Genomic DNA, 25,711 nt, shown 5'->3' on the forward strand with positions numbered 1-25,711 from the left:
ATTGCTGAGAGGCCCTAGGGCTGCACCACGAAGCCGCCCCGTGCCGGCAGCGTCACGCTGACAGTATTGCCCGCCACGGCCCGCGTGCTGAAGCTGCGGTTGGTGTCGCCGTCGGTGATGAGCGTGCCGTTTTTGAGGCCTAGCTTGCCGAGGTCAACCTGGATGGTTTTGGGCGCGTCGGTGGCGTTGATGCCGGCCACGTACCACTCGCCGCCGGGGGCCTGGCGGGCCAGTACCGCGTACTCGCCAGGGAAGCCGTCGAGCAGCTTCACATCGGCCCAGCGCGGGGGTAGTTTCTTCACGAAGTCTTGCACGTAAGCGGGCTGCGCGGCCATGCCCTCGGGCACCTCGGCGTAGTGCTGAATGCCCGACTGAAACAGCACCGACAATGCCAGCTCAAAGGCATTAGACGTGCGCCGCTCCTTGCCCCGAATCTCGGAGAAGGCCATGGGCGTGAAGTCCATCGGCCCCACGGCGTTGCGGGTGAAGGGTAGCGTAGCGCAGTGGGTAGCCTCCTGGTCGGTGTTGCGCTGGTCGAAGGTCAGGAACTCGAAGCCCTTCACGGCCTCCATCGTCATCAGGTTGGGGTAAGTCCGGTTCCAGCCCCGCGGGATGGTGGTGCCGTGAAAGTTGACCAGCAGACCCGCTTGCGCGGCATCGACGAGCAAGTCCTGGTAGTAGTTCATAAACGACTGTCCATCGCCCCCGAAGAAGTCCACTTTAATTCCTGCCACACCCATTTGCTTGATGCGCGCAAACTCCTTGCGGCGACTTTCGGACTCAAATAGCACGTTGGTGGGCGTTTGCGGGGCCTGGTTCCAGTGGCCGTTCGAATTGTACCACACCAGCAGGCCCACGTTTTTGGAGCGCGCATACTGGGCTAGCTCCTGCGTTTTATCGTAGCCTATTTGCTTGTCCCAGAGCGCATCGACCAGGCAGTAGCGCCAACCCATGTTGGCGGCATAGTCGATGAAGCGGCGCTGCACGTCGTAGGTGGTGTTCTGATCCCCCATTAGCACCCACGACCACGACGATTTGCCGGGCGCCTCGGTGAGCACTGGCGTTTTAGCGGGCGCGCTCAAATCCGTCGTCAGCGTCGATTCTACAATGGGCGCCAGCGAATTGCCTATCACTACCACGCGCCAGGGCGTACTCCATGGCAGGCGGCTTTCGGGCAGCAGGGCCGCATCAGGCGTCGTTTTTTCGGGGGCCTGCGGAAATGCCACAGCATACTCCGCATCGGGCGACTCGTGGGCCAAGTGGGTACCGGCGTAGGTTCGGCCCATGCCGGCCTCAGTCAGTAGCACCCAGTGCCCGTTGGTTTGAAACAACGCCGGAAACGACCACCCCTGCCCGATAGTTGACGGCGTGCCAGCCGCGATACCGCGCTGGTAATTTTCCTCATACGAGGGCTGCGTGTTGGCAAACCCGGTTTGAGCCTTGGCGTGCGGGTGCAGCCAGCCCTTGGCGCTAGTTGGCAAATGAAAAGAAGTGGCTTCAGCCGTGATGCGCTGTACCTCCTTGCTCGGCCCTTCCAACAGATACTGAAACGCTACCCCATCATTCGATACCTGAAACACTACGCTGAGCTGCGGCGCCCCGGCCGCCCCGGCAAAGTGCAGCACGCGCCGGTTGGCCCGGTAGCGGCAATTGGCCCGCTTGTCGGTGGCCAGCTGATAGTCGTCAGTTACAACCGTTTGCTTATAGGCTTTCGTTAGCTGGAGGCCCTGTGTGAGGTCGGCGCTGGCGAGGCGGAGGCCTAGGTGCGAGGGCCGTAGCAGCTCGGCCTGGCGGTAGCGCACGGTGTAGGTAGGCTGGCCTTGGGCCGTTACGTCTACCGTCACCTGTACGGCCCCGTCGGGGCTACTAATCTGGATGGGCTTGGCGGCTTGGGCAGCGGCAAGGGGTAGCACGAGCAGGCAAAGGAGTGGGAATAAGCGCATATCGGGAAAGGTGGAAGCGTAGCTAGCGGGCCGCGTATTATTTCTTGTACATGGGGTCGTGGCCCTCGTACTTCAGCCACTTGAAGGAGGCCGTATTGGTAGTGGGCTGCCCGGCCGAGGTGCCGTACATGCCGTAGAGGCAGCCAATGAAGCCGCCCGCTACCTGCGTGCTCAGGAAGCGCGCATCTACCTTGTCTTTCAGCACCGTGTACTTTTTGCCATCCTCCGAAAAGCGGAAGCTATAGGTGTCGCCGTCGGCATTAATGCGCAGCTGCACCTTGCCGGCCGCCGCTTTCAGCAGCGCTTTTGCCAGCAGCTCGGTGTTCTTCGCATCGGCCGTGCTCTTAAGCAGTTGCACAACGGGCTTGCCATTCTCCACCGACTTACAGAGGTAGTAGAAGTGCTTCTCATCTTGGAACACCACCAGTCCCGCCGTTTCGTTGGCCGCCTTGGCCGCAAACGTCAGCTCGGTTTCGGCGCTGCCGTACATGTGCTGCTGGCGCTTGCCGATGAAGGCCGGGTTGCCGGTTTCGGCGCACGTTTCGGGCTTCAGTTTCAGAGTGAGGCCTTTTGCCTTACTCAGGGAGAAATTGGTGCTATCCACCGTGCGTAGGAACAAGAGCGCCGGGTCGAGCTGCTTCTCGAAAGTGAGCGTATAGGCGAAATTGCCGTTTTGTGGCAGGGCGCCTTTCTGCTTTACCTCGGGGAAGTTGGCTCTGTAGGAATACTGCACGCCGTTTGGTCCTGGGTCCATGACGGGCCACTCATCTTTCCACACCACGGGCACAATGAAGGTCTCGCGGCCCGTGTTATAGAAGTTTTCCTCGTAGGGTCGCACAGCCAGGAAAATAGCGTAGGTCTTGCCATCGGGGCCCTCTACAAACTGGGCGTGCCCGGCCGAGGTAATGGGATCCTTGCGGTCTTTGGGCAGCTCGCGCTGCGAGAGGATAGGGTTTTTCTCGTAGGGCACAAAGGGCCCCAGGGGCGCCTTGCCGCGGAATACCACCTCCGTGTGGTTGACCGATGTGCCACCTTCCGCCGCGTACAGGTAGTACCAGTCGCCTCGCTTCATCAGGTGTGGGCCTTCAATCCAGACGGGCTTCTTGCTCAGGTCTACCCCACCGTTCACTATAATCTTTGCCTCGCCCACGGTCTGCAACGTTTTGGGGTTCAGCTCAATAATCTTGATGGAGCGGTGACCGCTATACAGCGGCTTGTTGTCGGGTGGGTCGCTGTTGTAGATAACGTAGGCCTTATCGCCCTCAAAGTACAGGGAGGGGTCAATGCCCTTCACCTCGGGCAGGAAAGTTGGATTGCTCCACGGCCCGGCTGGGTTTTTGGCCGTCACTACAAAGTTGCCCTTGTGGTCGATGAGCGTGCAGGTGACGTAGTACGTGCCATTGTGGTACTCAATGGCTGGCGCGAACAACCCACGGGTCATCCGGTCGCCCAAAAAGGTCATTTGCGAGGGCCGGTCAATTACGTTCCCTACCTGCTTCCAGTTCTTAAGGTCTCGGCTGTGCATGACCGGTATACCGGGAAAGTAAGAGAAAGTGGAGTTCACCAGGTAATAATCCGCGCCCACCTTAGTAATACTCGGATCTGGGTAAAAACCCGTCAGAATAGGGTTAACCAACTCAATCGATTGTGCAAATAGACTTGAGCTTTGTATGAGTACAGCAGTAGTGATACCCAGCAATGCTTTCATGTTTGTGCGTCTCATATACTCTGGTGAGAATTAACGGTAGTCAGTTGGTTGCCTAGGCCACTCCAGTAGCGTTGCGGAGGCTGAATACTACCCTATGTGAGATAAATCAATTCGTAGCCCCCATAGCCTTCGCGGCGAAAATATATTGCCGGCAGCACACCTTAGCCGAACGGATTCGGGTTCGGGTACACTGCCGGCAATGCATTACTCTTAGCAGACTAGCTACTACGCAGACTATTGAGGATAGCCAGGGTTTTGCGTGATTTTACCACTCGTACGGTCGATTTCCTGACGCGGAATAGGACGCAACACATGGTAAGGCTGAATGTTAATGGCAGCGTTAGAGCCGTAGTTATCCGTCACGTTGGGGATGGGCGAAGGCTTAGAGTTAACCAAGGCCGGCACGTATTTCTTTACGCGCTCAATTAGCTTGCCCGTGCGCACCAGATCATACCAGCGAAGCTGTTCACCGGCCAACTCACGGCTGCGCTCATCCAAGATGAAGTCAATGTTGAGCTGGCTTTCCGTGATTTCCATTTGAGCCGTTTTGCCCGGAGCAGCAGCCCGACGACGCACCACGTTGATAAAGTCGCGGGCCTTGGTCAGGTTGCCCAGGTACATGTTAGCCTCTGCAGCAATCAGGTAGGTTTCCGACAGACGCATCAGAATGAGCGGACGGTCTGAGCTGGTGTTGGCAGCCGGGCGCGTGGCATCATCAAACTTGTTGATGTACGGCGAGAAGTTGGTAGTGTAGGTGCTGGGGGTGCCTACTACGTACGGGCCGTTAGGACGGGCTGCAATGCGCGCCCGCTCGGCGGCCGAAATCTCACGGCCGGCGTACCAGGCGGCCGTATCTCCTACTACTGCTTTCGGGTTGAAGCCAGTACCACCATTTACGCCTGGTGAGTTCACTAACCACAAAGTAGAGAACCACTTGCTGTAGCGGGTATCGGTGGTGCGCCACTGCCGATCAGTGGTTTCGCTGGGCAGGATATAAGAGTTCAGCAGGTACGGGGTTGAGGTCAGACGCCCGAAAGGACGACCGTACACGATGCTACGAGCCACGTTGGGCAGCAGGTCGTAGCGGCCCCGGAACAGATAGTTCGTTTGGTTCTGGCCGGCACCACCAGCGCCGTTATCAGATATACCAGTGAAGGTAGGGTCCGTGTTGAACTGTACGTTCATCAGAACTTCCTTACCGTTTTCATTGCCTTCTCTGAACACGTCGGCAGGGTCAGCCTCCAGGCCTTTGCCATATTTGCTGGCATCCCGGATCAGCTCTTCCGAATACTGAGCAGCCTTGGCGTAATCGTCAGCCTGCTTAGCAGTAGAGGTAGCCCGGGTAAGGTGTACCTGGCCTAGCATGTGCAAAGCCGTAGCCCGCGTTACGCGGCCTGGCTGAGCAGCCGTGTTCGAAATAGTACCCAGCGCATCGGTCAGGTCTTTCACAATGGCACTGTATACATCGGCAATAGGAGCCCGCGAGAAGTCCTTGGTGGGAGTATCCACGAAAGACAAGGTCAGGGGCACATCGCCAAACGACCGCACCAGGCGGAAATAAAACCAGGCCCGCAGCACCTTGGCCTCAGCCACCACCTGTGCAAGGGTAGCCGGAGCCACTCCTTGCACTGAGCCGGCGTATTGAATTACGCCATTGGCCGTGTTAATGGCGCGGTAGTACGTGCTCCAGGTATTCGTGATGTTGCCGTTGGTACCATTTAGCGCGCCGGTGTTATAGTCTTCAAACCCTTCCGTTGAAGCAAAGCCACGCATAAACTCGTCGGTACCCTGCGAGATGAAGATGGAGCCACCCTGGTCAGCGGTGGCATTACGTAGGCTGGAGTATACCCCTGCCAGACCCGCCTGCACCCCCTCGGGTGTTCCGAGGAAGCTAGGCACCAAAACAGAACGAGGGGTTTCGTCCAGAGTATCTTTGCTGCAGCTGCTGGCGGCTAAAAGCAGAGCCAGCGCCGAACCTGTAAGCAGTATCTTTTTCATATAAGTGGAGAACGCACGCAGCGTCGGAGAAAATTCGAAGAAAATTAGAAACCTACATTCACACCCACAATGAAGGAGCGGGTAACGGGGTACTGCGTGCCGGGCAGGTTATCAAAAGAAATACCACCGTTGTTAGCAGTACTGCCACTAAACCGGGTCGAGTAAGACAGCGCATCCGGATCGATGGCTTTGTTCTTCTTGTAGTACTCCACCGGCGACCAGATCAGTGGGTTTTGCACCTGAATATACACCCGGGCCGTGCTCATCTTAGCCCGCTGAATAAGACTGGCCGGCAATGAGTACCCCAGGTCAATGCTGCGCACTTTGATGAACGTACCGCTCAGATACGCCAGCGACTGCGAGTTGAGCACGAAGTCGTTGAAGTAGTTCTGGTTGGGCTGCGGGAAGCGGTTGTTAGGCGTTTCTGGCGTCCAGTACGGCAGGTTAAGCTGATTGCGGCGGCCGCTGAACGTAGTGATGTAGTTGGAAGGGAACAGCAGCGGATCTACAACGGTGGCACCCACGCGGGTGAGGCCTACTGCCGTCAGGTCAAATCCTTTGAAGCGGAAGCGTTGGGTCATGCCGGCCTCAAACTTCGGCTGGCGGCTACCAATGATCTGCCGGTCGGCACCATCTACTACTCCGTTTCCGTTAAGATCTTCAATTTTAACTTGCCCGACCCGAGTGCCGGCTTTAGCGGCGGCGGCAGCTTCATCCTGCTGGTAAATGCCAGCGTACTTGTAGTCATAGAAAACGTACAAGGGTTGGCCAATAAAGCGCTGGTTGCTGATGTCGCTGCGCTCATTACCGTTTTCGTCTTTACCAAGGCCTAGGTTGAGTACTTTCTCCCGGTTGATGGTAAAGTTCCAGTCAGTGCTCCACTCAAAGCCGCTGGCAGAGCGCACGTTCACCGTAGTCAGGCTGATTTCCAGACCGCGGTTCTGGGTTTCGCCGATGTTACGGGTAAAGGAGCCATAACCACTGGTTGTCGGTAGGGCATCAGGCAGCAACAGGTCGCTGGTGCGCTGCTGGTAGAGTTCAATCGAACCGGCTACGCGGTTGTTGAAGAAGCCGAAGTCAAGACCGAAGTTGGTAGTTGCCGTGTACTCCCAGCCCAGATTGGGGTTAGGAATAGAGGATGGAATAACACCAGCTACGCCCGTGCCACCGAAGTTATAGTAGCCATTACCCAGGCTAGACTGCAGGGAGCCCAGGGTCTGGTAGGGGTTTACTGCGGTGCTACCCGTACGGCCGTAGCTGGCGCGTAGCTTCAGGATGTTCAGCCAGGCCTGTCCGCTCAGGAAAGATTCATTGGCCACGTTCCAGGCCACTGCAGCCGATGGGAAAGGCTTGTATTTGTTGCCGGGAGCCAGGCGCGACGAGCCGTCTACGCGCAAGGTTAACGTGGCGGAGTAGCGGTTATCGTAGGCGTAGTTCAGGCGGCCCATATAGGAGAGAATATCCCATTGGCTCTTGTTGCTCCGAGCAAACGAAGGCGTACCTGCACCCAGGTTAAATGCTTGCTGGTAGTTGGTGGGCAAGTTTTGAGCGCCAGCCTCAAAACCATCAGTCCGGAACTGCTGCCAGCTGTAGAGGCCGGTGAAGTTTACATCATGCTTCTCAGCAAAGGTGCGGTTGTACGTCAGTAGGTTTTCAACCAGCAGGTTGAAGGCAATACTGTTGTTTCGCGTAGCGGCGTTCTGCCCCCCAGCACGCGCCGGGGTGTTTGACGCGAAGAATGACTCGTTGTTTTCCGTCCGGCCATCCAGACCAAGGTTTAACCGATAGTCGAGGCCTTTCAGGATGTTTACCTGACCGTAGAGACTGTTGAATGTACGCAGACGACGGCGCTGCTCAAAGTGCGCATCCTGGGTGTAGTAGTTAAGCGGGTTGGCCTGGGCGTTATCGGCATTCGGGAAGAGGATGGGGTTGCCGGTAGCATCGAAGGGCGAAGCCAGAGGGCTGCTCGTCAGAATGTTGTACGAGATATTGAGACCCGGGTCATCCTGCTGAGTAAAGGAGTTGAGCGTGTTCAAACCAACTTTAACCCTCTTACCGATTTGCTGATCCAGGGTGCCGCGCAGGGAGTAGCGCTTAATGCCTTGTACTGGTACAATGCCGGTCTCATCGTAGTAGCCTAGCGAAGCCGAGTACTGCGTTTGGTCGGTACCGCCACTCACGCCCAAGGCATGGTTCTGAATCCGGCCGTTCTGGAAAAGTAAGTCTTGGTAGTCGAAGCTTCTGCCGGCAGCGTAGTTGGCTTTTTCATCATCCGTCAGGAAGCCGGCCGCGCTGTTGGGGTTCTGGCCCGCGGCGCGGAACGCTTCCGCCCGATAGTTATAGTACTGCTGCCCGTTCTGCAGGTCATAGAAACCATAGGGCTTTTTCACGCCGTAATAGGCGCTATACGTTGCTCTCGGAGCACCTGATTTGCCGCGCTTAGTGGTAATCAGGATAACGCCGTTTGCGCCGCGCGCGCCATAAATAGCCGTAGAAGAAGCATCTTTCAATACTTCCACGGAGGTAATATCGTCGGGGTTGAGGTCGTTGAGGCTACCATCAAACGGTATGCCGTCAACTACTAGCAGCGGGTCGTTGCTGCCGGCAAACGAACGGTTACCACGGATGCGGATAACCGGCGCCTGCCCGGGGGCGTTGCTGGAGCTGGAAATGTTTACACCGGCGGCGCGGCCTTGCAGCGCCTGCCCAATGTTAGCCACCGGCACGTCGCGGAGGGCTTGCTCATCTACGGAGGAAATAGCCCCCGTTACCTGGCTTTTCTTCTGTACGCCATAGCCTACTACCACCACTTCGCTCAGGGCCTTGGCATCCTCGCCCAAGGTTACATTCACCGTCGACTGGTTGCCAACAGCTACTTCCTTGGAAGTAAAGCCCACGAAGGAGAACACCAGCGTTGAGCCAGATGGGGCTGCCACCGTGTAGCGGCCGTCGCCATCGGTTACAGTACCCGTGGTGGTACCTTTCACTACCACGTTTACACCGGGCAGGCCGGCACCGTCCGTGCCAACTACGCGGCCGGAAACTGATTGTGCGGTGGCCTGCGCCTGAACCGCTGTGGGAGCCAGCAGACCGCCAGCTAATGAGAGCCCCGTGGCAGCTAATAGCGGCCAGCTCAGGCCCAACGCCGTCTTGCGTAAAGGAAAATGCATGGAGTGTGGGAATTATTAATTGTGGGATGAAACAGCTGAAAGTCCTGCAGATGCAGGAGCAGAAAACGCGAGACTAGAAGCCGATGGAGTTACCACCATCCACGGGCAGCGAAGCGCCAGTGATATAGCGGGCGGCATCAGAAGCAAGGAAAACGGCCGCGTGACCAATGTCCTGGGGCTGGCCGAACTTGCCCATGGGTGTGCGGCGCATGGCCCGGTCGCGACGGTCGGGGTCGGAGTTCATGGCGGTACGGCTCATTTCGGTTTCAATGAAGCCGGGAGCAATGGCATTCACGCGCACGTTGTCTTTGGAAAACTCCGAGGCCAGCACCTTCACCATGCCCTCTACCGCCGACTTGGAAGCGGCGTAGGCCACCACCCGATCAATTCCGTAGTAGGCAGCCATAGATGAAATCATCAGAATTACGCCGCGCTTGCGGGCTACCATGCGCTTGGCACAGGCCCGGGTAAGGGCAAACACCGAGTTTAGGTTGGTGTGAATGATGCGGTTAAACTCTTCATCGGTTACTTCCAGAGCGGGCTTTTTCATGTTTACCCCGGCATTGTTTACCACGATATCCAGCTCACCATAGGTAGCCTCAATGTGGTCAACCAAGCCATCTAGTGAGGCCAGGTCACAAACATCGTTGGTGAGGTAATGCGCCTGCGCGCCCAGGTCAGCCACGGCTTCCTGCAGTACGCCCTCGCGCCGGCCCGTGATAACCACAGTGGCCCCGGCGGCAATCATGCAGCGGGCAATTTCCAGCCCAATGCCTGTGCCACCACCCGTAATCAGGGCAAGGTGGCCTTCCAGGGAAAACGGATTCGGCTGGCTGCTTGGGTGTGCAAGTTGAGAGAGAACGGGAGTGAAGTTTTCCATTCGAGAAAAGATATTGAAGCCACGGGTGGCCGGATTAGCGGAGCTGGTAGATGTCGACCAGCTGTTTGATTTCAGCGAGGTCACGCGTGGGGGGCGTGAGCGTGGGCGGTAGCGGCTGCTTGGAGTAAGTCTGGAAATAAAGCACGCAGGCATCACGCCACCATAGGGCTTCGCGCTGCTGGATGCGCAGGCGGGCCGCTACATCGGCGTGCAGCTCGGCATCAATGGCGGGCTGCACCTGAGCCCACTGCTGCTGCATCCACTGCACCGAGTCGGCGCCGGAGTAGTAGCGGGTGGTCAGCTCATTCCAAAGTGTTTTGCCCGTATTTAAGGTTTGGGTCCAGGGCACGTGGTGGAACCACAGCAGGTAATCGGGCGGGCAGGTGGCAGGGTTGCCCCACTGCTTCTGTACTTGCGGCGCATACAGGGCCAGCGCGTTGCTGCCGGTAGCGGTACGGTTGAAGCCTAGGCCTACCGCATCAGCTTTATGATAGTAAATGGAGGTCCAGTCGGGGCGGGCGCTCTTTTCCAGCCAGGGCTCGGGGCCATAGTGGATGCTCTGGCCCATGATGTGGTGCAGGCCCAGCGGCGTGGTGTACCGCACGTAAATGTCGCGCGACTTTGTGAGCAGGTCCGTGATGGTGCTCACGGCCTTGGGCTCCTGGGTCAGGGTCATCTTGGTCCACTCCTCGGCCAGGGCCTGCGAGGTGAGCGTGTGGTCCCAGGCCAGGCGGCCGTAGGAGTACCAGTTGGCCTGGCCTACGGGGTGGCCGGTCCAGTTGCGGTCGGAGCCGATGTTGGCCACGCCCGCAATACCGCTGATAGTGTGCTGGTCAACTGTGCCATCAACCACCTTGGCTACCGTAGAGCCGGGTCCTTTGGCGTAGGTGTCTGACTCCAGGCATTCCTTGATGAGGGGCGCCAGGTATACGAGGTGAGTGGCAAAGCCTAAGTACTCCTGCGTCAGCTGCACTTCCAGCACCAGCGGCGTTTTGGGCATGGCCCCGAACAGCGGGTGAAACGGCTCACGGGCCTGGAAGTCGATGGGGCCGTTCTTCACCTGCACCAGCACTTTGGGGGCAAACTTGCCGTCAAGAGGCTGAAACTCCTGGTAGGCCTCTTTAAACCGGTCGCCGTTGGAGTTGGCTTTGTACACGAAAGCGCGCCACATCACAATCCCATCGTGCTGGCCTAGAGCCTCGGCGAGCATGTTGGCACCGTCGGCGTGGTTGCGGCCGTAGTCCTGGGGGCCGGGCTCGCCCTCAGAGTTAGCCTTTACCAGGAAGCCGCCGAAGTCAGGAATGGCCTTGTATATCTCGTCGGTTTTAGCGGTCCACCAGCGGCGCACCTGGGGGTCCAAGGGATCAGAGGTTTGCAGCCCTCCAATCACCTTGGGTGCCGCCCACAGCACCGACATGTACACCCTAATCCCATAAGGTCGCATTACATTGGCCAGGGCCGCTACCTTCTGCAGGTACTCCGCCGTCAGGAAGCGGGCGCTGGCATTCACGTTATTAAACACTACCCCATTGATGCCAATAGAGGCATTGGCGCGAGCGTAGTCGCGGTAGCGCGGGTCGATAACCTCAGGCAGCTCCTGCCACTTCCAGATGGAGGAACCCGCGTAGCCGCGCTCCACGGTGCCGTTGGGGTTGTCCCAGTGATTAAGCAAGCGGTACTCAATGCGGGGCTTGCTGGTCAGGTTAACGTTGGCCACTGGCTGGCCGGTTTGCCAGTGGCGCAGCAGGGCAAACGCGCCGTAGAGCGCGCCCTTGTCTGTAGCGCCCGTTACTACCAGGTTACCGCTTTGGGTGCTCACGCGGTAGCCCTCCTCCCCTAGCTCCGGGTTAGCGGCTACGGCCAGCACAATGCCGCCTTTGCCTTTGCTCTCGCTTAACACTGGCACCTGCTGGCCTAGCAACCCCAGCAAGCCCTGCTGCAGCTCGCGGCCGGCCGTTTGCAGGATAGGCGAGGCACTGTTGGGTATGGTAATAAACTTTGCCTGCTTCTGGTACTCTTTCCGCTGGCTGGCGTCGCGTACCAGATCATACTTCAACCACAGTCGGTACCCATCGTCGGCTAGGCCACGCTGAGCAAAGGTGCAGAGTACGAAAAGGAGCAACAGAGAGCGGAAGGACATAGGAAGCGGAAAGACTATTGCGCGAAAGTGTGAGCGGAAGCGGTAGGTAAAGCTGGTTGCTGCTGCTCTTCGAGGCTACGGCGGATGCCCAGTTCCAGGCCCCGCAGCTCGGCCAGGCCCCGGAGGCGCCCGATGGCCGAGTAGCCGGGATAGGTGCGTTTTTCGAGGTCGTCGAGCATCTGGTGGCCGTGATCGGGGCGCATGGGCAGGCGAGCGTTGCCTTCGCCCGTTTGGGCGCGGCGCAGCTCCTCGCGCACCAGCTCTCGTACCACGGCGTACATGTCCACGTCGCCGGTGAGGTGGTCAGCTTCGTGGAAGTTGCGGGGGTTTTCCTCACGCTTGGTGGCACGCAAGTGGACGAAGTGAATGCGGTGCCCCAGGCGGCGCACGATACCGGGCAGATCGTTATCAGGGCGCACACCCAGAGAACCAGTACAGAAAGTGATGCCATTGGCCGGCGAGTCGTAGGCCTGTACCAAACCAAGCAGGTCGGCCTCAGTACTTACCACGCGGGGCAGGCCTAGCAGCGGAAATGGTGGGTCATCGGGGTGAATGCAGAGAGTCACGCCTACTTCCTCGGCCACCGGGGCCACCTCCCGCAGGAAGTAGTACAGGTTTTCGCGGAGGGCAGCGGCATCAATGCTGGCGTACTCATTCAGTAGGTTCTGGAACCCAGCCAGCTCAAAGGCTTCTTCGGAGCCAGGCAGGCCTAGCAGCACCGTGTTGGTAAGCTGGGCTACCTCCGCCGCCGACATAGCCGCAAACTGCTCACGGGCAGCAGCAGCCACAGCCGGCTCGTAATCGATTTCGGCACCGGGGCGCTTCAGAATGCAGAGGTCAAACAGCGCGAAGTCCTGCCATACAAAGCGCAGGGCCCGTGAGCCATCCGGCATTACATAGTTCAGGTTGGTGCGTGACCAGTCCAGCACCGGCATAAAGTTGTAGCACACGGTGCTAATGCCACAGGCTGCCAGGTTGCGGATTGACTCCTTGTAGGCTTCTATATACTGCGTGCGCGCGGGCAGTCCTTTTTTAATGGCCTCGTGCACGGGCAGGCTTTCTACTACCACCCAGTGCAGCGGCGAGAACTGCGCGTTGTCGGCTTCAATTAGCTGCTGGCGCGCCTGAATCTCGGCCACGGGCCAAACCTGGCCAACGGGTATCTGATGCAGGGCCGTTACCACACCGGAACAGCCGGCCTGGCGAAGCGCAAACAGTGAAACCGGGTCGTTTGGCCCGAACCAACGCATGGTGTGCAGCATGCCGCTATCTTTGTAAGAAAAATACAATCATTAGCTCGTTCATCTTCCCCTAATCTCCTTATGCAGCGTTAGCCCGTTACGGAGGAGTGAGTGAGAACTCGCTTTCGAATATAGAGCAACAAATACAACGATACCTCATTTAAAAACAGGCCCAACTGGCTGAATTCTAAATAAAAATACCGAAAACGTTACCGAAAACGGTTCCGATAGGTAATTTCTATCCAACCTGGTGAATTATTTTTTTTGTAGATTACCTTCAAATAATAAAACGAAGCCGATGTGGCAGTTTCGCTACTCTCTTCTTTTTCCTCTGGAATAATTCTATTTCGCTATGATGAAATGCACAAAGTGCTATTCGGCCGATGCTGTTATGCGGGCGGGCTTTATCCGAGGACGGCAGCGTTACCTGTGCAAAGCGTGTAGCTACCATTTCACGGATGACAAAACCCCGCAGGTGTCGGAGACGAAACCCCGGCAAACAACCATCAGCGACGTAGCTAAAGTGCTGGGCGTGGCACCTTCTACCGTATCACGGGCGCTCAATGGCCACTCCGATATTAATGCCAACACCCGGCAAGCTATTCTGGAGGTAGCCCGGCAGTTAGATTACCAGCCCAACCTACTGGCGCAGAGCCTGAAAAGCAGCGAAACCAACACCATTGGGGTAGTTATTCCCGACATTGAGCGGCCCTTCTTCGCTACGGCAGTCAGTGGGATTCAGCAGGTGGTAGGCGAGGCCGGTTACCGCGTTATGATCTGCCAGTCGAAGGAAAGCTATGATATGGAAGTCAGCAACGTGCAGGCGCTTATTGCCAGCCGCGTGGATGGCCTGCTGATTTGCCACTCCCGAGAAACAGAAAACTTCGACCACGTGAAGCCGGAAGCCTGCCGGGGTATTCCTGTTATTCACTTCGACCGGGTGAGCAACGAGGTTGATAGCGCCAAAGTGATTTTGGACGACTGGAATGGCGCTTTCAGCGTGACGGAGCACCTCATTGAACAGGGGGCCCGCCGCATTGCTATTCTGGCCGGACCGGAATCGTTATTGATCAGCCGCAATCGATTGGCGGGCTATCAGAACGCCCTGAAACGGCACCACATGCCCCTGCGCCCAGAGTACGAAACTCATATCAACTTTAGGCCCGAAGCGGCGGTGGCAGCCCTCGATAACTGGCTGTCCCTGCCAGAGCCGCCCGATGCCATTTTCGCTATAAACTACACCAACGCGTTTGATTTGCTGGTAGCGCTCAAACAGCGCGGTATTCGCGTGCCCGATGACATGGCAGTAGTGGGTTTCGGAGATGAATTTATGGCGTCTATGATTGAGCCGGGGCTGACCACTGTAAACCTCCACCCCTACCGTATTGGCCAGCAAGCCGCCCGCCTCTTTTTAGAGCAGGTACGCCAGAAGGAAAGCTTCCAACCCCGCACGTTCGTTATTACCGGCGACTTGGTCATTCGGCAATCTTCGCTACTAGGCAAAGGCAGTTTCTTCAAGCTTGAGATATAGCAAGCAACAGCAATAGGCACAGGCATGTACCCAGCACGAAATACTGAGACCAGCACTCCAAGCGCTCAATAAAGCGCAACTACTACCTGCCCCAGCTGTAAGCGTGCATCATGCGCGAGCACAACTCAGCCCACTGTGGAGAGTGATAACTCACTTTCTACTGTGGGCTTTTTGTTGCGAGCTTATTGGAAGATCTGCCCGTGTAATAACGGTGCTGCAACCCGTGCTACTCCTGAAGGCGCATTTCAGCTAGGTGAGGGTGGCAAACGTCGATAGAACCGCGGAACTGGTCTAGTGCGTTTACCGGTGATGCCTCCGATAGAATAGTTTGGAGGAAGCATTGGACCATTTTCGACTTTCCCGTTATCTTGTAAACACCTCTCGTTCTGCGCAGTATTGAGTTTGCGTTGGTTGGGGGCAAATTCATAGCCCTTGCGCGGCGCTTCGCTTATTCCTCTACTCTGTCCTGACTCTTAGCAGCGCAAAACTGCCCGTTTACTCTTGGTTTTACTTCATCCCACCTGGTGCGCTTACCCCTTGGGCTATGGCCTGCACTGGCCTAGCACTGAAATCCACCCCTGCTTGCATCACTACACATGAGTTTACCTGTACCACTTCTTTTTGTGCGCGCCGGCCGACACCTGCTGCTTGTACTTGCACTGCTGCTTAGCATACCTGCCGCTTTCGCCACGCACATTGTAGGCGGCGAAATGGAGCTGCAGTACCGCAGCGGCAGCACGTATCGGCTTACCCTGAACCTGTACTTCGATGCCATTAACGGCAACCCAGGCGCACTTGACCAGCAGATGACGGCCAGCATTTTCGACAAGGCCAATAATCGCCGCATGCAAAACGTGGTGCTGCCGCTTACCAGCAATACCTTTGTGCAGTATACCAACCCGGCCTGTACTACGCCCACGCTCAGCACGCGCAAGTTGGTATACACCAGCGACATCACCCTTGAGCAGGCGCTCTACGTCAGCGCGGCGGGCTACTACGCCGCGGTGGAGCGCTGCTGCCGCAATAATGGTATCAGCAACATTGTGGCCCCACAGAACGCTGCCCAAACGTTTTACCTGGAGTTTCCGGCAGTAGTACGAAATGGCCGCCAGTTTATTGACTCTACCCCGCGCATTTTCCCGCCACTAGGTGACTATGCCTGCCGGGGCGAAATGTTTTACTACGACTTTGGGGGGCAAGACGCGGATGGCGACTCACTGGTGTACGACATGGTAACGCCACTTAATGGCTATTCCAACACGGTAGCGCCCCTGCCCAATCAGGCTCAGCCAGCACCCTATCCTGGTATTACCTGGGCCACGGGCCGTAGCACTACCAATCAAATTCCGGGCACCCCCACGCTCGGCATTGACTCCCGCACGGGGCGGCTCACGGTGCGCCCTTCGCAGCTAGGCCTGTTTGTGTTTGGTGTGCGCTGCAGCGAGTACCGCCAGAAGGTCAAGATTGGAGAGACCCGCCGCGATTTTCAGCTGTATGTGTTGAACTGCCCCCAAAATACGGCTCCCAGCGTGCTGGTGTATAACGGCACCGGTAAGCAACCGGCCTATGTTCCTGGCCGCGACACTCTGCACCTTATGCCAGGCGGTAACCGCTGCCTCAGCATCCGCTTCACTGATGTAGACCCCAGCTCTCGCTTAACGCTCACTACCCGGCCCGTTAACTTCAGTGGCATCGTGCCTTCGTTCACCACGGTGTCAAGTGGCATGGTGCGTGCAGCCGGTGTGCCTGACACGCTCACGGCCACGCTCTGCTTCCCGGAGTGCCAAGACACCAAGGGCCAGGTATACCTGCTGGATGTGATAGTGGCCGACAATGGCTGCAGCCTGCCCAAGCTTGATACCGTGCGGGTAGCCTTCACGGCCATACCGCCGCCCAATGCGCCGCCCGTTCTCACTACCACATTCCCGACTGAAGCGCCAGCAGCGGCGCCAATAATAGTGCGCTTGCCCGTGGGGGCCATTTACACGGCCAACCTCACCGGCACCGATGCCGACCGGGACCCCTTAGTGCTTACGGCCGTAGGCCAGGGGTTTGATTTAGCCGCCGCCGGCATGCAGTTCACGGCGCAGAACGGAGTTGGCCGGGCCGATGGCACGTTCACCTGGCAAGCCTCGTGTGAGGCCGCGAAGCTACAAGAAAACCTTAGGGTACAATTTCAGCTGCAGGAAACTACCAAGTGCACCCCAGTGCCCCAACTCCGGACGGTGCAGTTTGTGGTGCTGCCGCCCGTTGATACAGTGAGCTTTCTGCCACCTAACATTATCACCCCCAATGGCGACGGCAAAAACGACGCCTTCGAGCTTCCTACTCTGCCACCCGACTACTGCGACGGGCGCTTTGCGGGTATCCGTGTTTACTCGCGCTGGGGCACCGAGGTGTTTCATTCCCCTGAGCGCACCTTCCGCTGGAACGGCGCCGGCACCCCAGGTATGTATTTCTACCTTATCAGCTTCACCAACGGCCGGCGTTACAAAGGCTGGCTGCAGGTATTGCCATAGAAAAATTAATGGGTGGTTAGTTGCCGGTTGCTACATGTACCAACCAGCAACTAACCACCTACCACTTATCTCTCGTTGTTTTGCTTCTCGGCTTTGCGGGTAAGGGCAGTTAGCCAAGACCGTGATACTTCCGACTCGCTTTCGTGCCCGAAGCGCCGCTGGTCGCCGGTGCGGTTGGTGGGGCCGGGCAGGGTCCGGTTAACCCAGCTTAGCACGTCGGCGGTGGTGCCGGGAAACAGCCCATGAAAGCCCGACAGCAGTTTAGCGGGCAGGCTAAGGATAACTTCTGCCTCACCTCTGCGGCAGGCATTCCAGATTTGCCGCCCCGCCGAATCGGCATTCATAGACAGGCCCGGCAGTGAGTCGGCGATAATAAAGGAGGCGTACTCTTTCTTGTGTTGTCCCTTCACAATGGCGTTGCGGGCGCTGCCGGTGCGCATCAGGCCGGGGCACACGGTAGTAACTAACACGCCGTACTGCTTAAGCTCAGCCCGGTACGCTTCAGACAGGCCTACCAGTGCAAACTTGCTGGCGCAATATGGGGCTAGGTGCGGCACGGCTACTTTCCCTCCCACCGAGGCAATGTTCACGATTCGGCCCTCTCCGCGCCGGCGCATGTCGGGCAGCACGGCTTGCATAGCGTGGAGCGGGGCCCAAAAGTGGGTATCCATAGAATCTTCGTAGTCGCGCAGCTCAATATGATCAAGCGGGCCGGCCGTGATAATACCAGCATTATTAACCAGCACATCAATAGAGCCCAGCTGCTCCCGCACCTCCCGCACTAGCGTATGCACATCGTTGGCGTCGGTGAGGTTGCGCACCAGTGCCAGCACCTGGCCACCATCTTGGGTTAGCTCCAGACGGGCACGCTCCAATTCTTCGGCATCGCGGGCACAGATGGCAACTCTGGCCCCCTCGGCTACGGCTTGCCGCGCCAGAATAAGCCCTAGCCCCCGCGAGCCGCCCGTAATGAGTACCACACGGCCAGCGAGGCTATAGTTGCCGCGGCGGTTAGAGTATAGCGTTGCGGCTAGTAGAGCGCCGGCAGCAGTGGCAAGCAGCGTGTTCCGGGTTTGAGATTTCATGGGGTGGCGGGGGTAATCAGAAGTGAGTCAGAAATATGAACGGGTGTTCACTATGTAAGGGATGTACGCCCGAAAGGTTACACCCCACCTGCCTGCCCCTGGCCTAGCCATAGAATAATCTCCCTGTCCGGGCACGTTCTGCCCTGGCTTTTACGTTTCTGGCATCATCTTTACAGGCGCATACGTTGCGCTCAGCAAGGGCCGGCCGCGCTGCCCCACCCGACTTAGTCTTGATTTTCTCGTATGAAAAGCTCTTTTTTAGCTACTCTTCTCTTTCTTGCCGCTCCTGTTACGCTGCTGGCCCAAACGGGCAAGGCCCCGGCCAAGGCAAGCCCCACTCTGCCGGCGCGCCCTACCGCTGCCCCCGCTGCACCTAACCCTGAGCAAGTAACGGCCCGCGCTGAAGCTCTTACTGCCAACATGCAGAAAGCCCTGGCCCTCAACCCTGAGCAGCTGGAGAAGGTTCGCAATATCAACCTCATCAGTGTGCGCGGCGTGGAAACTGCCCGCCTAAACTACCGCCAAAACGTGCGGAAGATGTCTTCGGTAATTGACGACATCGGGCAGTCGCGGCTGGCTATGCTCAAGGATGTGCTGACGCCCGCGCAGTTTGACAAGTATCAGCGCAAGCGCGAAGAGAAAATGGGCGTGCAGAGTGGTCAGGCCGCCCAGGGCAACGCCGTACCTGGCCTACCCGGTGGGCAGGAGTAAGCGCTAAAACCGGAGAGCCGATAGGCTATACCGCTCCCCTGGCGCAGCTTCCCACACATTTCAAACCACACATAACGCCCCACCACATGCATTGGTGGGGCGTTATGTGTGGTTTGACCTCATGCCTGGCAGCAGTCATAGTGGCCTACGTTTCATTACTGGCCTACGCGCGTTTAGCCAACTAGCTGCCAGCTGAGCTTGAGAATAAATGCGCTGACTACCACCAGAAACAGAACGCGCACAAACCCGGTGCCGTGGCGGACTGCCAGGTAAGCCCCCAGGGTAGAGCCTAGTATATTGCTGATGGCCATAGGAATAGCTACGTGCCACAGAATCTGGCCAGTGTATGCGAAGTAAGCCAGGGCCGCGAGATTGGTAGCAATGTTTACCAGCTTGGCTGCTGCCGAGGAAGAGATGAAGTCATAGCCAAACAGGCCTACGAAGGCAAACAAGAGAAAGCTACCGGTGCCAGGCCCAAAAAACCCATCATAGAAGCCGATGATTACTCCCACCAGCGCGCCATACAATGGCTCCCGCTGCTCGGAAAGCCGCGGGGCATGAATGGAGCCGAAGTCTTTGCGCCAGAAGGTATAGATGGCAATGCACACCAAGAGGCCTAGCACCAGCGGGGGCAACATTTCTTTGGGCAAAAGACTTACCACGCGCGCCCCCAGAAAAGAAAAAACACCAGCTACTCCGGCTGCCACGCCTACGGCCCGCCACCGGATGGGCACCCGCCCGGCATAGTGGCGGAAGGCCGCTGCCGTGCCCGCCAGCGAGGAAACCTTGCCCGTACCTAACACGGTGGGCACGGGCACGCCCTTCAGCAAAATAAGCATGGCCGGCAGCTGAATCAGGCCACCGCCCCCCACAATGGAGTCAATAAAACCAGCCAGAAAGGCAAACAAACAGAGGAGAGCGAGCGTCAGGGTAATCACGCGACGAAGGTAGTGCGAGGACGCGGTAAGCAGTACCTCAACCCAGCAAAAATCCATCGGATTGGCTGTGGAGCCAGCATCCATGAAGCTGGGGGCTTGCTGAATATGGTTCTGCTGTGGGTATGCTACTAGGCCTGGAGGTCGGCTAAAAAGCATCTTCCGGTGGCTTGGCGCCGTACTGACTGGCACACCCACGCCGAAATGACTGAAAATCTCACTCACCGCCAGAAGATGCTCACATTTGCGGGCATTCTGCTGGCCATGTTTTTGGGCTCCCTTGACCAAACCATTGTTTCTACAGCGCTGCCCCGTATTGTGGCCGACTTGCATGGCCTCGACCGCTTTACCTGGGTAGCAACGGCTTACCTGGTGGCCAGCACCACGCTGGTACCTATTTATGGAAAGCTGGCCGATACGTATTCGCGCCGGAAGATTGAAGTAGTGGCCGTGAGCATTTTTTCTGATGGGCTCCATGCTCTGTGGCCTGGCGGGAGAGTTTGGCGACCTGCCTCTATTAGGTGATGGCATGACTCAGCTGGTAGTGTTCCGGGCCATTCAGGGGTTTGGGGGTGCCGGGCTGTTTGCCATGGCCTTTATTATCATCGCCGATCTGTTTCCGCCCGCTGAACGGGGGCGCTACCAAGGGTTTACGGGCGCGGTGTTTGGTACCTCCTCGGTGCTGGGCCCGCTGCTGGGCGGCTTCCTCACCGACCAGGGCAGCAACTGGATTCCGGGCGTGGCCGGCTGGCGGCTGGTGTTCTATGTAAACCTGCCGCTAGGCCTAGTGGCTCTCTGGTTTATCCTGACGCAAATGCCTGCCCTGAAGCCGAGTACCGAAGCCAAGCCGCTTGATTACTTTTCGGCATTCCTGCTGATGACGGGCCTTGGCCCCCTCGTAGTAGCTCTGCAGCTCAACAAAACCGACTACCCCTGGACCTCGCCCTTCACCCTTACCCTGTTAGGGGTTGCCGTGGCCTCTCTAGTGCTGTTTGTGGTGCGCAGCATACGCCACGACAACCCCATTCTGGACTTAAACTTGTTCCGGAACCACGTTTTTAGAACGGCTAATGGGGCGTTGTTTCTGCTGGGCGGGGCTTTTCTGGGCATCATTATTTTTGAGCCGCTTTATATGGTGAACGTGCTGGGAGTGACTGCCACCAAAGCTGGGGTGAGCCTGATTCCGCTGTCGATGGGCGTGGTACTGGGCTCGTTGCTGGCGGGGCAAATGGTGTCGCGGTTTGGGCACTACAAGCGCTGGATGCTGGGTGGCCTGATAGTGCTGCTGGGTGGGCTTTCTCTGCTGGCAACTATGCCCACCACCGTAGGGTATTGGCACGTACTGGGCTACCTGCTGCTGTGCGGCGTTGGGCTGGGCCCCACTATGCCTCTGTATACACTGGCCATCCAAAATGCCATTGAACCCCACCTGATGGGCCAGGCCACCTCGGCCAGTCAGTTTTTCCGGCAAATTGGAGGGGCTATTACGGCCTCTATTCTGGGAGCTATTCTCACTTTTACGCTCGCCCACAGCCTGCCGGCCAGCGCTACCCCCGCTGCTTCTACAGCCCAGAAAACTGTGGTGGCCGAAGGTCCGGCCTTACCTGCTGCGGCCGGCACGCCAGGCTCCCCGGCCATGCGTACGGCATTTAGCAGCGCCATCTCGCGGGTATATATGTTCAACATCTTCTTGGTGCTGGGCGGGCTGATTATGACGCTGTTTGTGCCGGAGCTGCCTTTGCGCAAGACCAACGCGCCCGATGCCGCGCCTCCGGGCACGGAGTAGCCAGCCTTTACCCGGCAGAGAGCCCTCAAACTTCCTGAGCTTGGTGGCGGTTATCTCTGCTTACTCTCCCCTCCTTCGCTATGGAAAACCATTCACCTATCCGCTTAAGCGTACTCGATCAGTCGCCGGTGCCACTGGGGCACACCCCGCGTGAGGCCTTACAGCATACCCTGGAGCTAGCCCGCCTGACCGACCGCCTGGGCTACTCCCGGTTTTGGGTTTCGGAACACCACAATGCAAACTCCCTGGCTGGCTCGGCGCCGGAAGTGCTGCTGGCCCGGCTGGGAGCCGAAACCAACCGTATTCGTATTGGCTCGGGAGGCGTGATGCTACCGCATTACTCGGCGCTAAAAGTGGCGGAGAACTTCCGGCTGTTGGAGGCCCTTTACCCTGGCCGCGTAGACTTAGGCATTGGCAGGGCGCCCGGCACCGACCGGATTACGGCCCACGCCTTAAACCCTCACAATACCTTTAGCGACGAAGACTTTGGGGAGCAGCTGATGAGCCTGCGGGCATATTTGCGCGATGAGGAAGTGCCCGACACCATCCATGAACGGGTAAAGGCTGCCCCGTTCATCTCTACCGTTCCTGAGCTGTGGCTGCTGAGTTCAAGCGGGCAAAGTGGCTTATTTGCTGCGCACATTGGGGCGGCTTTTTCCTTCGCCCACTTTATCAACCCGGTAGGTGGCCCTAAAATGGTGCAGCTGTACCGGGAGCGGTTCCAACCCTCACCGGAGCTGGCGCAGCCCCTCGCCAACGTGGCGGTATTTGTGCTGTGCGCCGACACAGAAGCCAAAGCCCAGGAGCTTGCTGATACCCTGGCCCTGCAGATGCTTAAGCTGGAGCTCGGCGACCGGACCCCAGTAGGCCCCTACTCAACTGTGCAAGAGTATGTCCTGGCACCAGAGCAGCGTCATCGCCTGGCCCACCATCACCGCCGCATTGTGAGTGGCACTCCGGAGTGGGTAAAGGAAGAGTTGCTGCAACTCGCTACCCACTATCAGGTAGATGAGGTGGTGGCCGTTACTATCGCCTACGATTACGCTGACCGGCTGCGCTCCTATGAGCTGCTGGCCGAAGTGTTTGAGCTAGAGGCCGCCAGCACTCCTGCTTTAACTCCCTGAAACAGGCAGTTTAAAAAGCCCAAGACTATATAACCAGCTCCGTTGCCCTTCATTTAGTTGGGTGGCGGAGCTAGTTGGTTTATACCGATCAGCTTACGAGCACTTATAGCACTGATATTCAAGAGGAAAATTCTTTATCTAGATTTTTTCTAAACTTCTATTTTGAATCTATCTAAATAGATACGTGCTTTGCAATGTTTTAAATCATTCTAAACAAGCAACGCTGTTCAGATGCCCCGACCTTTCCCCCTTCTGCTCCTTCTTTCCGTGCCACTTGCTGGTGTTGCTGCGGCTCCAGCAACCACCCCCGATGGCTCCTCTACCTTACATTTGGCGCACGGTGATGGAGATGATATAGCACAGCGGGGTCGGGTGATTGGCCGGGTAACGAATGCAGCAGGTGAGGCAGTAGAGGGTGTAACAGTTGCGTTGAAAGGCACAACCTACGGTGCTACCACCAGTACTGATGGCAGCTTCCGGCTTTCCGTTCCGGCCGGTAACTACCAGTTGGTTATCAGCAGCATGGGCTATGCCTCGCAGGAGTTTGCCGTAACGGTAACGGCCGGCGAAACCCTGACGCTAGCTCCTTTTGCGCTGGCGCAAAGCGCCCAACAGTTAAAAGAGGTAACGGTTACCGGCAACAAGAGCCTGAATGAGCGGCCCACGGGCGTTAGCAAAATGGCTATTGCCCCGCTTGATTTACCCCAGAGTGTGGTAACCATTAAGCAAGAAACATTGGAGCAGCAGCAGGTGCTGCGCCTCAGCGACGCCATTGTGAACGTAAGCGGCATTTACGTAACCAGCACCACCGGCGGCACGCAGGAAGAACTGGGCAGCCGGGGCTTTGCTTACGGCAGCAATAACACCTTCAAAAATGGGGTGCGCTTCAACAACGGCATCATGCCCGAAGCCAGCTCTCTGGAAAGCCTGGAAGTGCTGAAAGGCAGCGCCGCCATCTTATACGGCAACGTAGCGGCGGGCGGGGTGCTGAACCTCGTAACCAAAAAGCCCCGCTTTGAGCAGGGCGGCTCCCTGGGCTTGCGCGTAGGCAGCTACGGCTTCTGGAAACCTATGGTGGATGTGTACGGCGCCGTAGGCCAGAGCGATAAGGTGGCCTACCGCATCAACGGCACCTACGAGCAGGGCAACAGCTACCGCGACGAGGTGAAGTCGGACCGCTTTTACGTGAATCCTTCACTGCTCTTCAAGCTCACGCCCAAAACTACTCTGGTGCTGGAGGGCGACTACCTGCGCGACAACCGCACGCCCGACTTTGGTATCGGGGCTATTAACTACGAAATTCAGGAGTCGCGCAGCCGCTTCTTGAACGTGGCAGGTGCCAGCAACGCCACCACCCAAACCAGCACTACGGCTACCATCACCAGCCAGCTAAATAATACCTGGCAGGTACGTGGTGTGGCAGGCTTTCAGCGCTATGATAATGAGTTGCGCAGCGCAACCCGCCCCACCGCGGTAGTTGGCACGGCGGGCCCCAACTATGCCAACCTCACCCGCGGCCTGCAGCGCACCCAGACGGCTGAGAACTATTACCTGGCCCAGCTTGACCTGACAGGCAACTTCCGCACGGGCTTCCTAAGCCACACCCTACTAGTAGGCGCCGACGCTGATCAGTACGAAACCAACACCCTGGCCTACACTAACCCCGCTTCTACTACCAAGGCCAACACGGCGGTTTCAACCTACGACATCATTAACCTACTGGACCCCACCAAAACCATTGCCCAGCCCACTGAGCGGCTTTCAGGATTCAATGATCTGGTGCGCAACACCCTCACCATAGGCAACACCCGCCGGGCAGGCTTTTACGCGCAGGACCTGCTCAGCGTAAGTGAGAAAGTGAAAGTACTGGCCGGCCTGCGCTGGACGTACCAGGAAACCCCCAGCAACGTTTACTATTACAGTAGCGTCACGAACATTAACAACAAAACGGCCGGCACCTACGCAGAAAACCGCCGCTTCGATAACGCCTTCTCGCCGCGTTTGGGCCTAGTGTACCAGCCGGTTAAAACTACCTCTTTGTTTGCCTCTTACTCCAACTCCTTCCAGCCCAACACTGGTCAGGATGCGAGCGGCAAATCCCTGGCGCCATCTACCTTCGACCAGTTCGAGGCCGGCATTAAGAACGACCTGTTCAACGGGGCCCTGTCGGCTAACGTAACGGCTTACCGCATTGTGAACAGCAACCTGGCACAAACCTATTTGGGCCCGGTGCTGGGAGCCGATGGGCAGCCGGTAGTAGGCTCAAACGGCCAGACTGTTACCAACCTGAACACAAACGTGAAGGAGCTGGCGGGAGAAGTAACCAGCAAAGGCGTAGAGGTAGACATCCAGACCAAGCCCATGATGGGCTTCTCTCTGATTGCCGGCTACAGCTACAATCATACTGCTTACACCAAGAGCAACATTTACGAGAACGGCAGCCGCCTGCGCTATAACCCTGCCCACACGGCTAACCTGAGCCTGTTCTATAACTTTGGCACTGCTTTCGGCGAAAACGCTTTCCTGCGTGGCCTCACGGCCGGAGTTACCAGCTACTACGTGGGCGACAAGCTAGCGGGCCGCAACACCCGCTTGTATGACCCCACTAAAGGCCCCGGCCAGCCTTTCACGGACACCTTTAAGCTCATCAGCATTCCAAACTACACCTTGTTTGATGCTTCTCTGGGCTACAGCTACGAGCGGTTCTCGGTGCGGGTAAAAATGTCTAACATCCTCAACGAGCTTAGCTATAACCTCCACGACGACAACAGCGTGAACCCCATTGCTCCGCGCACCTTCTCGGCTACGCTGGGCTACAAGCTGTAAGCGTGTCTGCGCGCAGCGCCTACCTCTATGAGTGAAGAAACCCGGGAAGTACCAGCTGCAACTGGCGCTTCCCGGGTTTGTGGTGAACTTGTCTTTTGCTATTTGCCTTTTCTA

The 25,711-nt window shown here is 57.6% G+C and carries 16 protein-coding genes; 7 read left to right on the plus strand and 9 right to left on the minus strand.

All coding sequences use genetic code 11. The features are described from left to right. Positions 1–14: 14 nt before the first annotated feature. The 7 genes from HMJ29_RS19335 to uxuA form a co-directional block, all read right to left on the minus strand. Positions 15–1,943: a glycoside hydrolase family 97 protein gene (locus HMJ29_RS19335; RefSeq protein ID WP_171593032.1), complete on the minus strand. Its 1,929-nt coding sequence runs from the start codon at positions 1,941–1,943 to the stop codon at positions 15–17. A 37-nt stretch (positions 1,944–1,980) separates the two neighbouring features. Further along, on the minus strand, positions 1,981–3,651 hold the full coding sequence (locus HMJ29_RS19340) for a glycoside hydrolase family 43 protein (protein ID WP_171593418.1): 1,671 nt from the start codon (positions 3,649–3,651) through the stop codon (positions 1,981–1,983). Between the two features lie 234 nt (positions 3,652–3,885). Next, positions 3,886–5,649, minus strand: coding sequence for a RagB/SusD family nutrient uptake outer membrane protein (locus tag HMJ29_RS19345; RefSeq protein WP_171593033.1), 1,764 nt, complete (start codon positions 5,647–5,649; stop codon positions 3,886–3,888). 44 nt (positions 5,650–5,693) lie between these two features. Next, complete coding sequence (locus HMJ29_RS19350; RefSeq protein WP_171593034.1) at positions 5,694–8,819, minus strand: SusC/RagA family TonB-linked outer membrane protein; 3,126 nt, start codon at positions 8,817–8,819, stop codon at positions 5,694–5,696. A 73-nt stretch (positions 8,820–8,892) separates the two neighbouring features. After that, entirely contained in the window at positions 8,893–9,699 is an 807-nt protein-coding gene (locus tag HMJ29_RS19355) for an SDR family NAD(P)-dependent oxidoreductase (RefSeq protein WP_171593035.1), read from the minus strand. A gap of 34 nt (positions 9,700–9,733) precedes the next feature. After that, positions 9,734–11,839: an alpha-glucuronidase family glycosyl hydrolase gene (locus HMJ29_RS19360; RefSeq protein WP_171593036.1), complete on the minus strand. Its 2,106-nt coding sequence runs from the start codon at positions 11,837–11,839 to the stop codon at positions 9,734–9,736. A 14-nt stretch (positions 11,840–11,853) separates the two neighbouring features. Continuing rightward, positions 11,854–13,101, minus strand: a complete 1,248-nt coding sequence (gene uxuA, locus HMJ29_RS19365; protein WP_171593037.1) for a mannonate dehydratase — start codon at positions 13,099–13,101, stop codon at positions 11,854–11,856. Between the two features lie 331 nt (positions 13,102–13,432). Here uxuA and HMJ29_RS19370 point away from each other — a divergent pair, with 331 nt between their 5' ends. Next, positions 13,433–14,611, plus strand: a complete 1,179-nt coding sequence (locus tag HMJ29_RS19370) for a LacI family DNA-binding transcriptional regulator (protein ID WP_171593038.1) — start codon at positions 13,433–13,435, stop codon at positions 14,609–14,611. Between the two features lie 596 nt (positions 14,612–15,207). Then, positions 15,208–17,130: a T9SS type B sorting domain-containing protein gene (locus HMJ29_RS19375; RefSeq protein ID WP_171593039.1), complete on the plus strand. Its 1,923-nt coding sequence runs from the start codon at positions 15,208–15,210 to the stop codon at positions 17,128–17,130. 65 nt (positions 17,131–17,195) lie between these two features. Here HMJ29_RS19375 and HMJ29_RS19380 read toward each other — a convergent pair whose 3' ends face one another. Continuing rightward, complete coding sequence (locus HMJ29_RS19380; RefSeq protein ID WP_171593040.1) at positions 17,196–18,215, minus strand: SDR family NAD(P)-dependent oxidoreductase; 1,020 nt, start codon at positions 18,213–18,215, stop codon at positions 17,196–17,198. Between the two features lie 243 nt (positions 18,216–18,458). Between HMJ29_RS19380 and HMJ29_RS19385 the strand changes: the two genes are divergently transcribed. Then, entirely contained in the window at positions 18,459–18,926 is a 468-nt protein-coding gene (locus HMJ29_RS19385; RefSeq protein ID WP_171593041.1) for a DUF4890 domain-containing protein, read from the plus strand. 173 nt (positions 18,927–19,099) lie between these two features. Here HMJ29_RS19385 and HMJ29_RS19390 read toward each other — a convergent pair whose 3' ends face one another. Further along, positions 19,100–19,948 carry a sulfite exporter TauE/SafE family protein gene (locus HMJ29_RS19390; protein WP_244679016.1) on the minus strand — a complete coding sequence of 283 codons (849 nt, stop codon included), beginning with the start codon at positions 19,946–19,948 and terminating at the stop codon, positions 19,100–19,102. Between the two features lie 117 nt (positions 19,949–20,065). Here HMJ29_RS19390 and HMJ29_RS20380 point away from each other — a divergent pair, with 117 nt between their 5' ends. From HMJ29_RS20380 to HMJ29_RS19405, 4 genes are all read left to right on the plus strand, one after another. Next, a complete protein-coding gene (locus HMJ29_RS20380; protein WP_216634073.1) occupies positions 20,066–20,386 on the plus strand; it encodes an MFS transporter in 321 nt (106 codons plus the stop codon). Next, positions 20,337–21,647 carry an MFS transporter gene (locus tag HMJ29_RS19395; protein WP_216634074.1) on the plus strand — a complete coding sequence of 437 codons (1,311 nt, stop codon included), beginning with the start codon at positions 20,337–20,339 and terminating at the stop codon, positions 21,645–21,647. The genes HMJ29_RS20380 and HMJ29_RS19395 overlap by 50 nt, the downstream gene beginning before the upstream one ends. A gap of 80 nt (positions 21,648–21,727) precedes the next feature. After that, positions 21,728–22,771 carry an LLM class flavin-dependent oxidoreductase gene (locus tag HMJ29_RS19400; RefSeq protein ID WP_171593042.1) on the plus strand — a complete coding sequence of 348 codons (1,044 nt, stop codon included), beginning with the start codon at positions 21,728–21,730 and terminating at the stop codon, positions 22,769–22,771. Positions 22,772–23,002: 231 nt separating this feature from the next. Beyond that, a complete protein-coding gene (locus HMJ29_RS19405; protein ID WP_171593043.1) occupies positions 23,003–25,597 on the plus strand; it encodes a TonB-dependent receptor in 2,595 nt (864 codons plus the stop codon). The last annotated feature ends 114 nt before the right edge of the window (positions 25,598–25,711 follow it).

Source organism: Hymenobacter taeanensis (assembly GCF_013137895.1).
Lineage (GTDB): Bacteria > Bacteroidota > Bacteroidia > Cytophagales > Hymenobacteraceae > Hymenobacter > Hymenobacter taeanensis.

Coding starts and splice junctions, on each gene's coding strand:
- HMJ29_RS19375 (WP_171593039.1), top strand. CDS start 15,208: ATGAGTTTACCTGTACCACTTCTTTTTGTGCGCGCCGGCCGACACCTG.
- HMJ29_RS19340 (WP_171593418.1), bottom strand. CDS start 3,651: ATGAAAGCATTGCTGGGTATCACTACTGCTGTACTCATACAAAGCTCA.
- uxuA (WP_171593037.1), bottom strand. CDS start 13,101: ATGCTGCACACCATGCGTTGGTTCGGGCCAAACGACCCGGTTTCACTG.
- HMJ29_RS19400 (WP_171593042.1), top strand. CDS start 21,728: ATGGAAAACCATTCACCTATCCGCTTAAGCGTACTCGATCAGTCGCCG.
- HMJ29_RS19360 (WP_171593036.1), bottom strand. CDS start 11,839: ATGTCCTTCCGCTCTCTGTTGCTCCTTTTCGTACTCTGCACCTTTGCT.
- HMJ29_RS19405 (WP_171593043.1), top strand. CDS start 23,003: ATGCCCCGACCTTTCCCCCTTCTGCTCCTTCTTTCCGTGCCACTTGCT.
- HMJ29_RS19335 (WP_171593032.1), bottom strand. CDS start 1,943: ATGCGCTTATTCCCACTCCTTTGCCTGCTCGTGCTACCCCTTGCCGCT.
- HMJ29_RS19380 (WP_171593040.1), bottom strand. CDS start 18,215: ATGAAATCTCAAACCCGGAACACGCTGCTTGCCACTGCTGCCGGCGCT.
- HMJ29_RS19390 (WP_244679016.1), bottom strand. CDS start 19,948: ATGGATGCTGGCTCCACAGCCAATCCGATGGATTTTTGCTGGGTTGAG.
- HMJ29_RS19370 (WP_171593038.1), top strand. CDS start 13,433: ATGATGAAATGCACAAAGTGCTATTCGGCCGATGCTGTTATGCGGGCG.
- HMJ29_RS19350 (WP_171593034.1), bottom strand. CDS start 8,819: ATGCATTTTCCTTTACGCAAGACGGCGTTGGGCCTGAGCTGGCCGCTA.
- HMJ29_RS20380 (WP_216634073.1), top strand. CDS start 20,066: ATGACTGAAAATCTCACTCACCGCCAGAAGATGCTCACATTTGCGGGC.
- HMJ29_RS19385 (WP_171593041.1), top strand. CDS start 18,459: ATGAAAAGCTCTTTTTTAGCTACTCTTCTCTTTCTTGCCGCTCCTGTT.
- HMJ29_RS19345 (WP_171593033.1), bottom strand. CDS start 5,649: ATGAAAAAGATACTGCTTACAGGTTCGGCGCTGGCTCTGCTTTTAGCC.
- HMJ29_RS19355 (WP_171593035.1), bottom strand. CDS start 9,699: ATGGAAAACTTCACTCCCGTTCTCTCTCAACTTGCACACCCAAGCAGC.
- HMJ29_RS19395 (WP_216634074.1), top strand. CDS start 20,337: ATGCTCTGTGGCCTGGCGGGAGAGTTTGGCGACCTGCCTCTATTAGGT.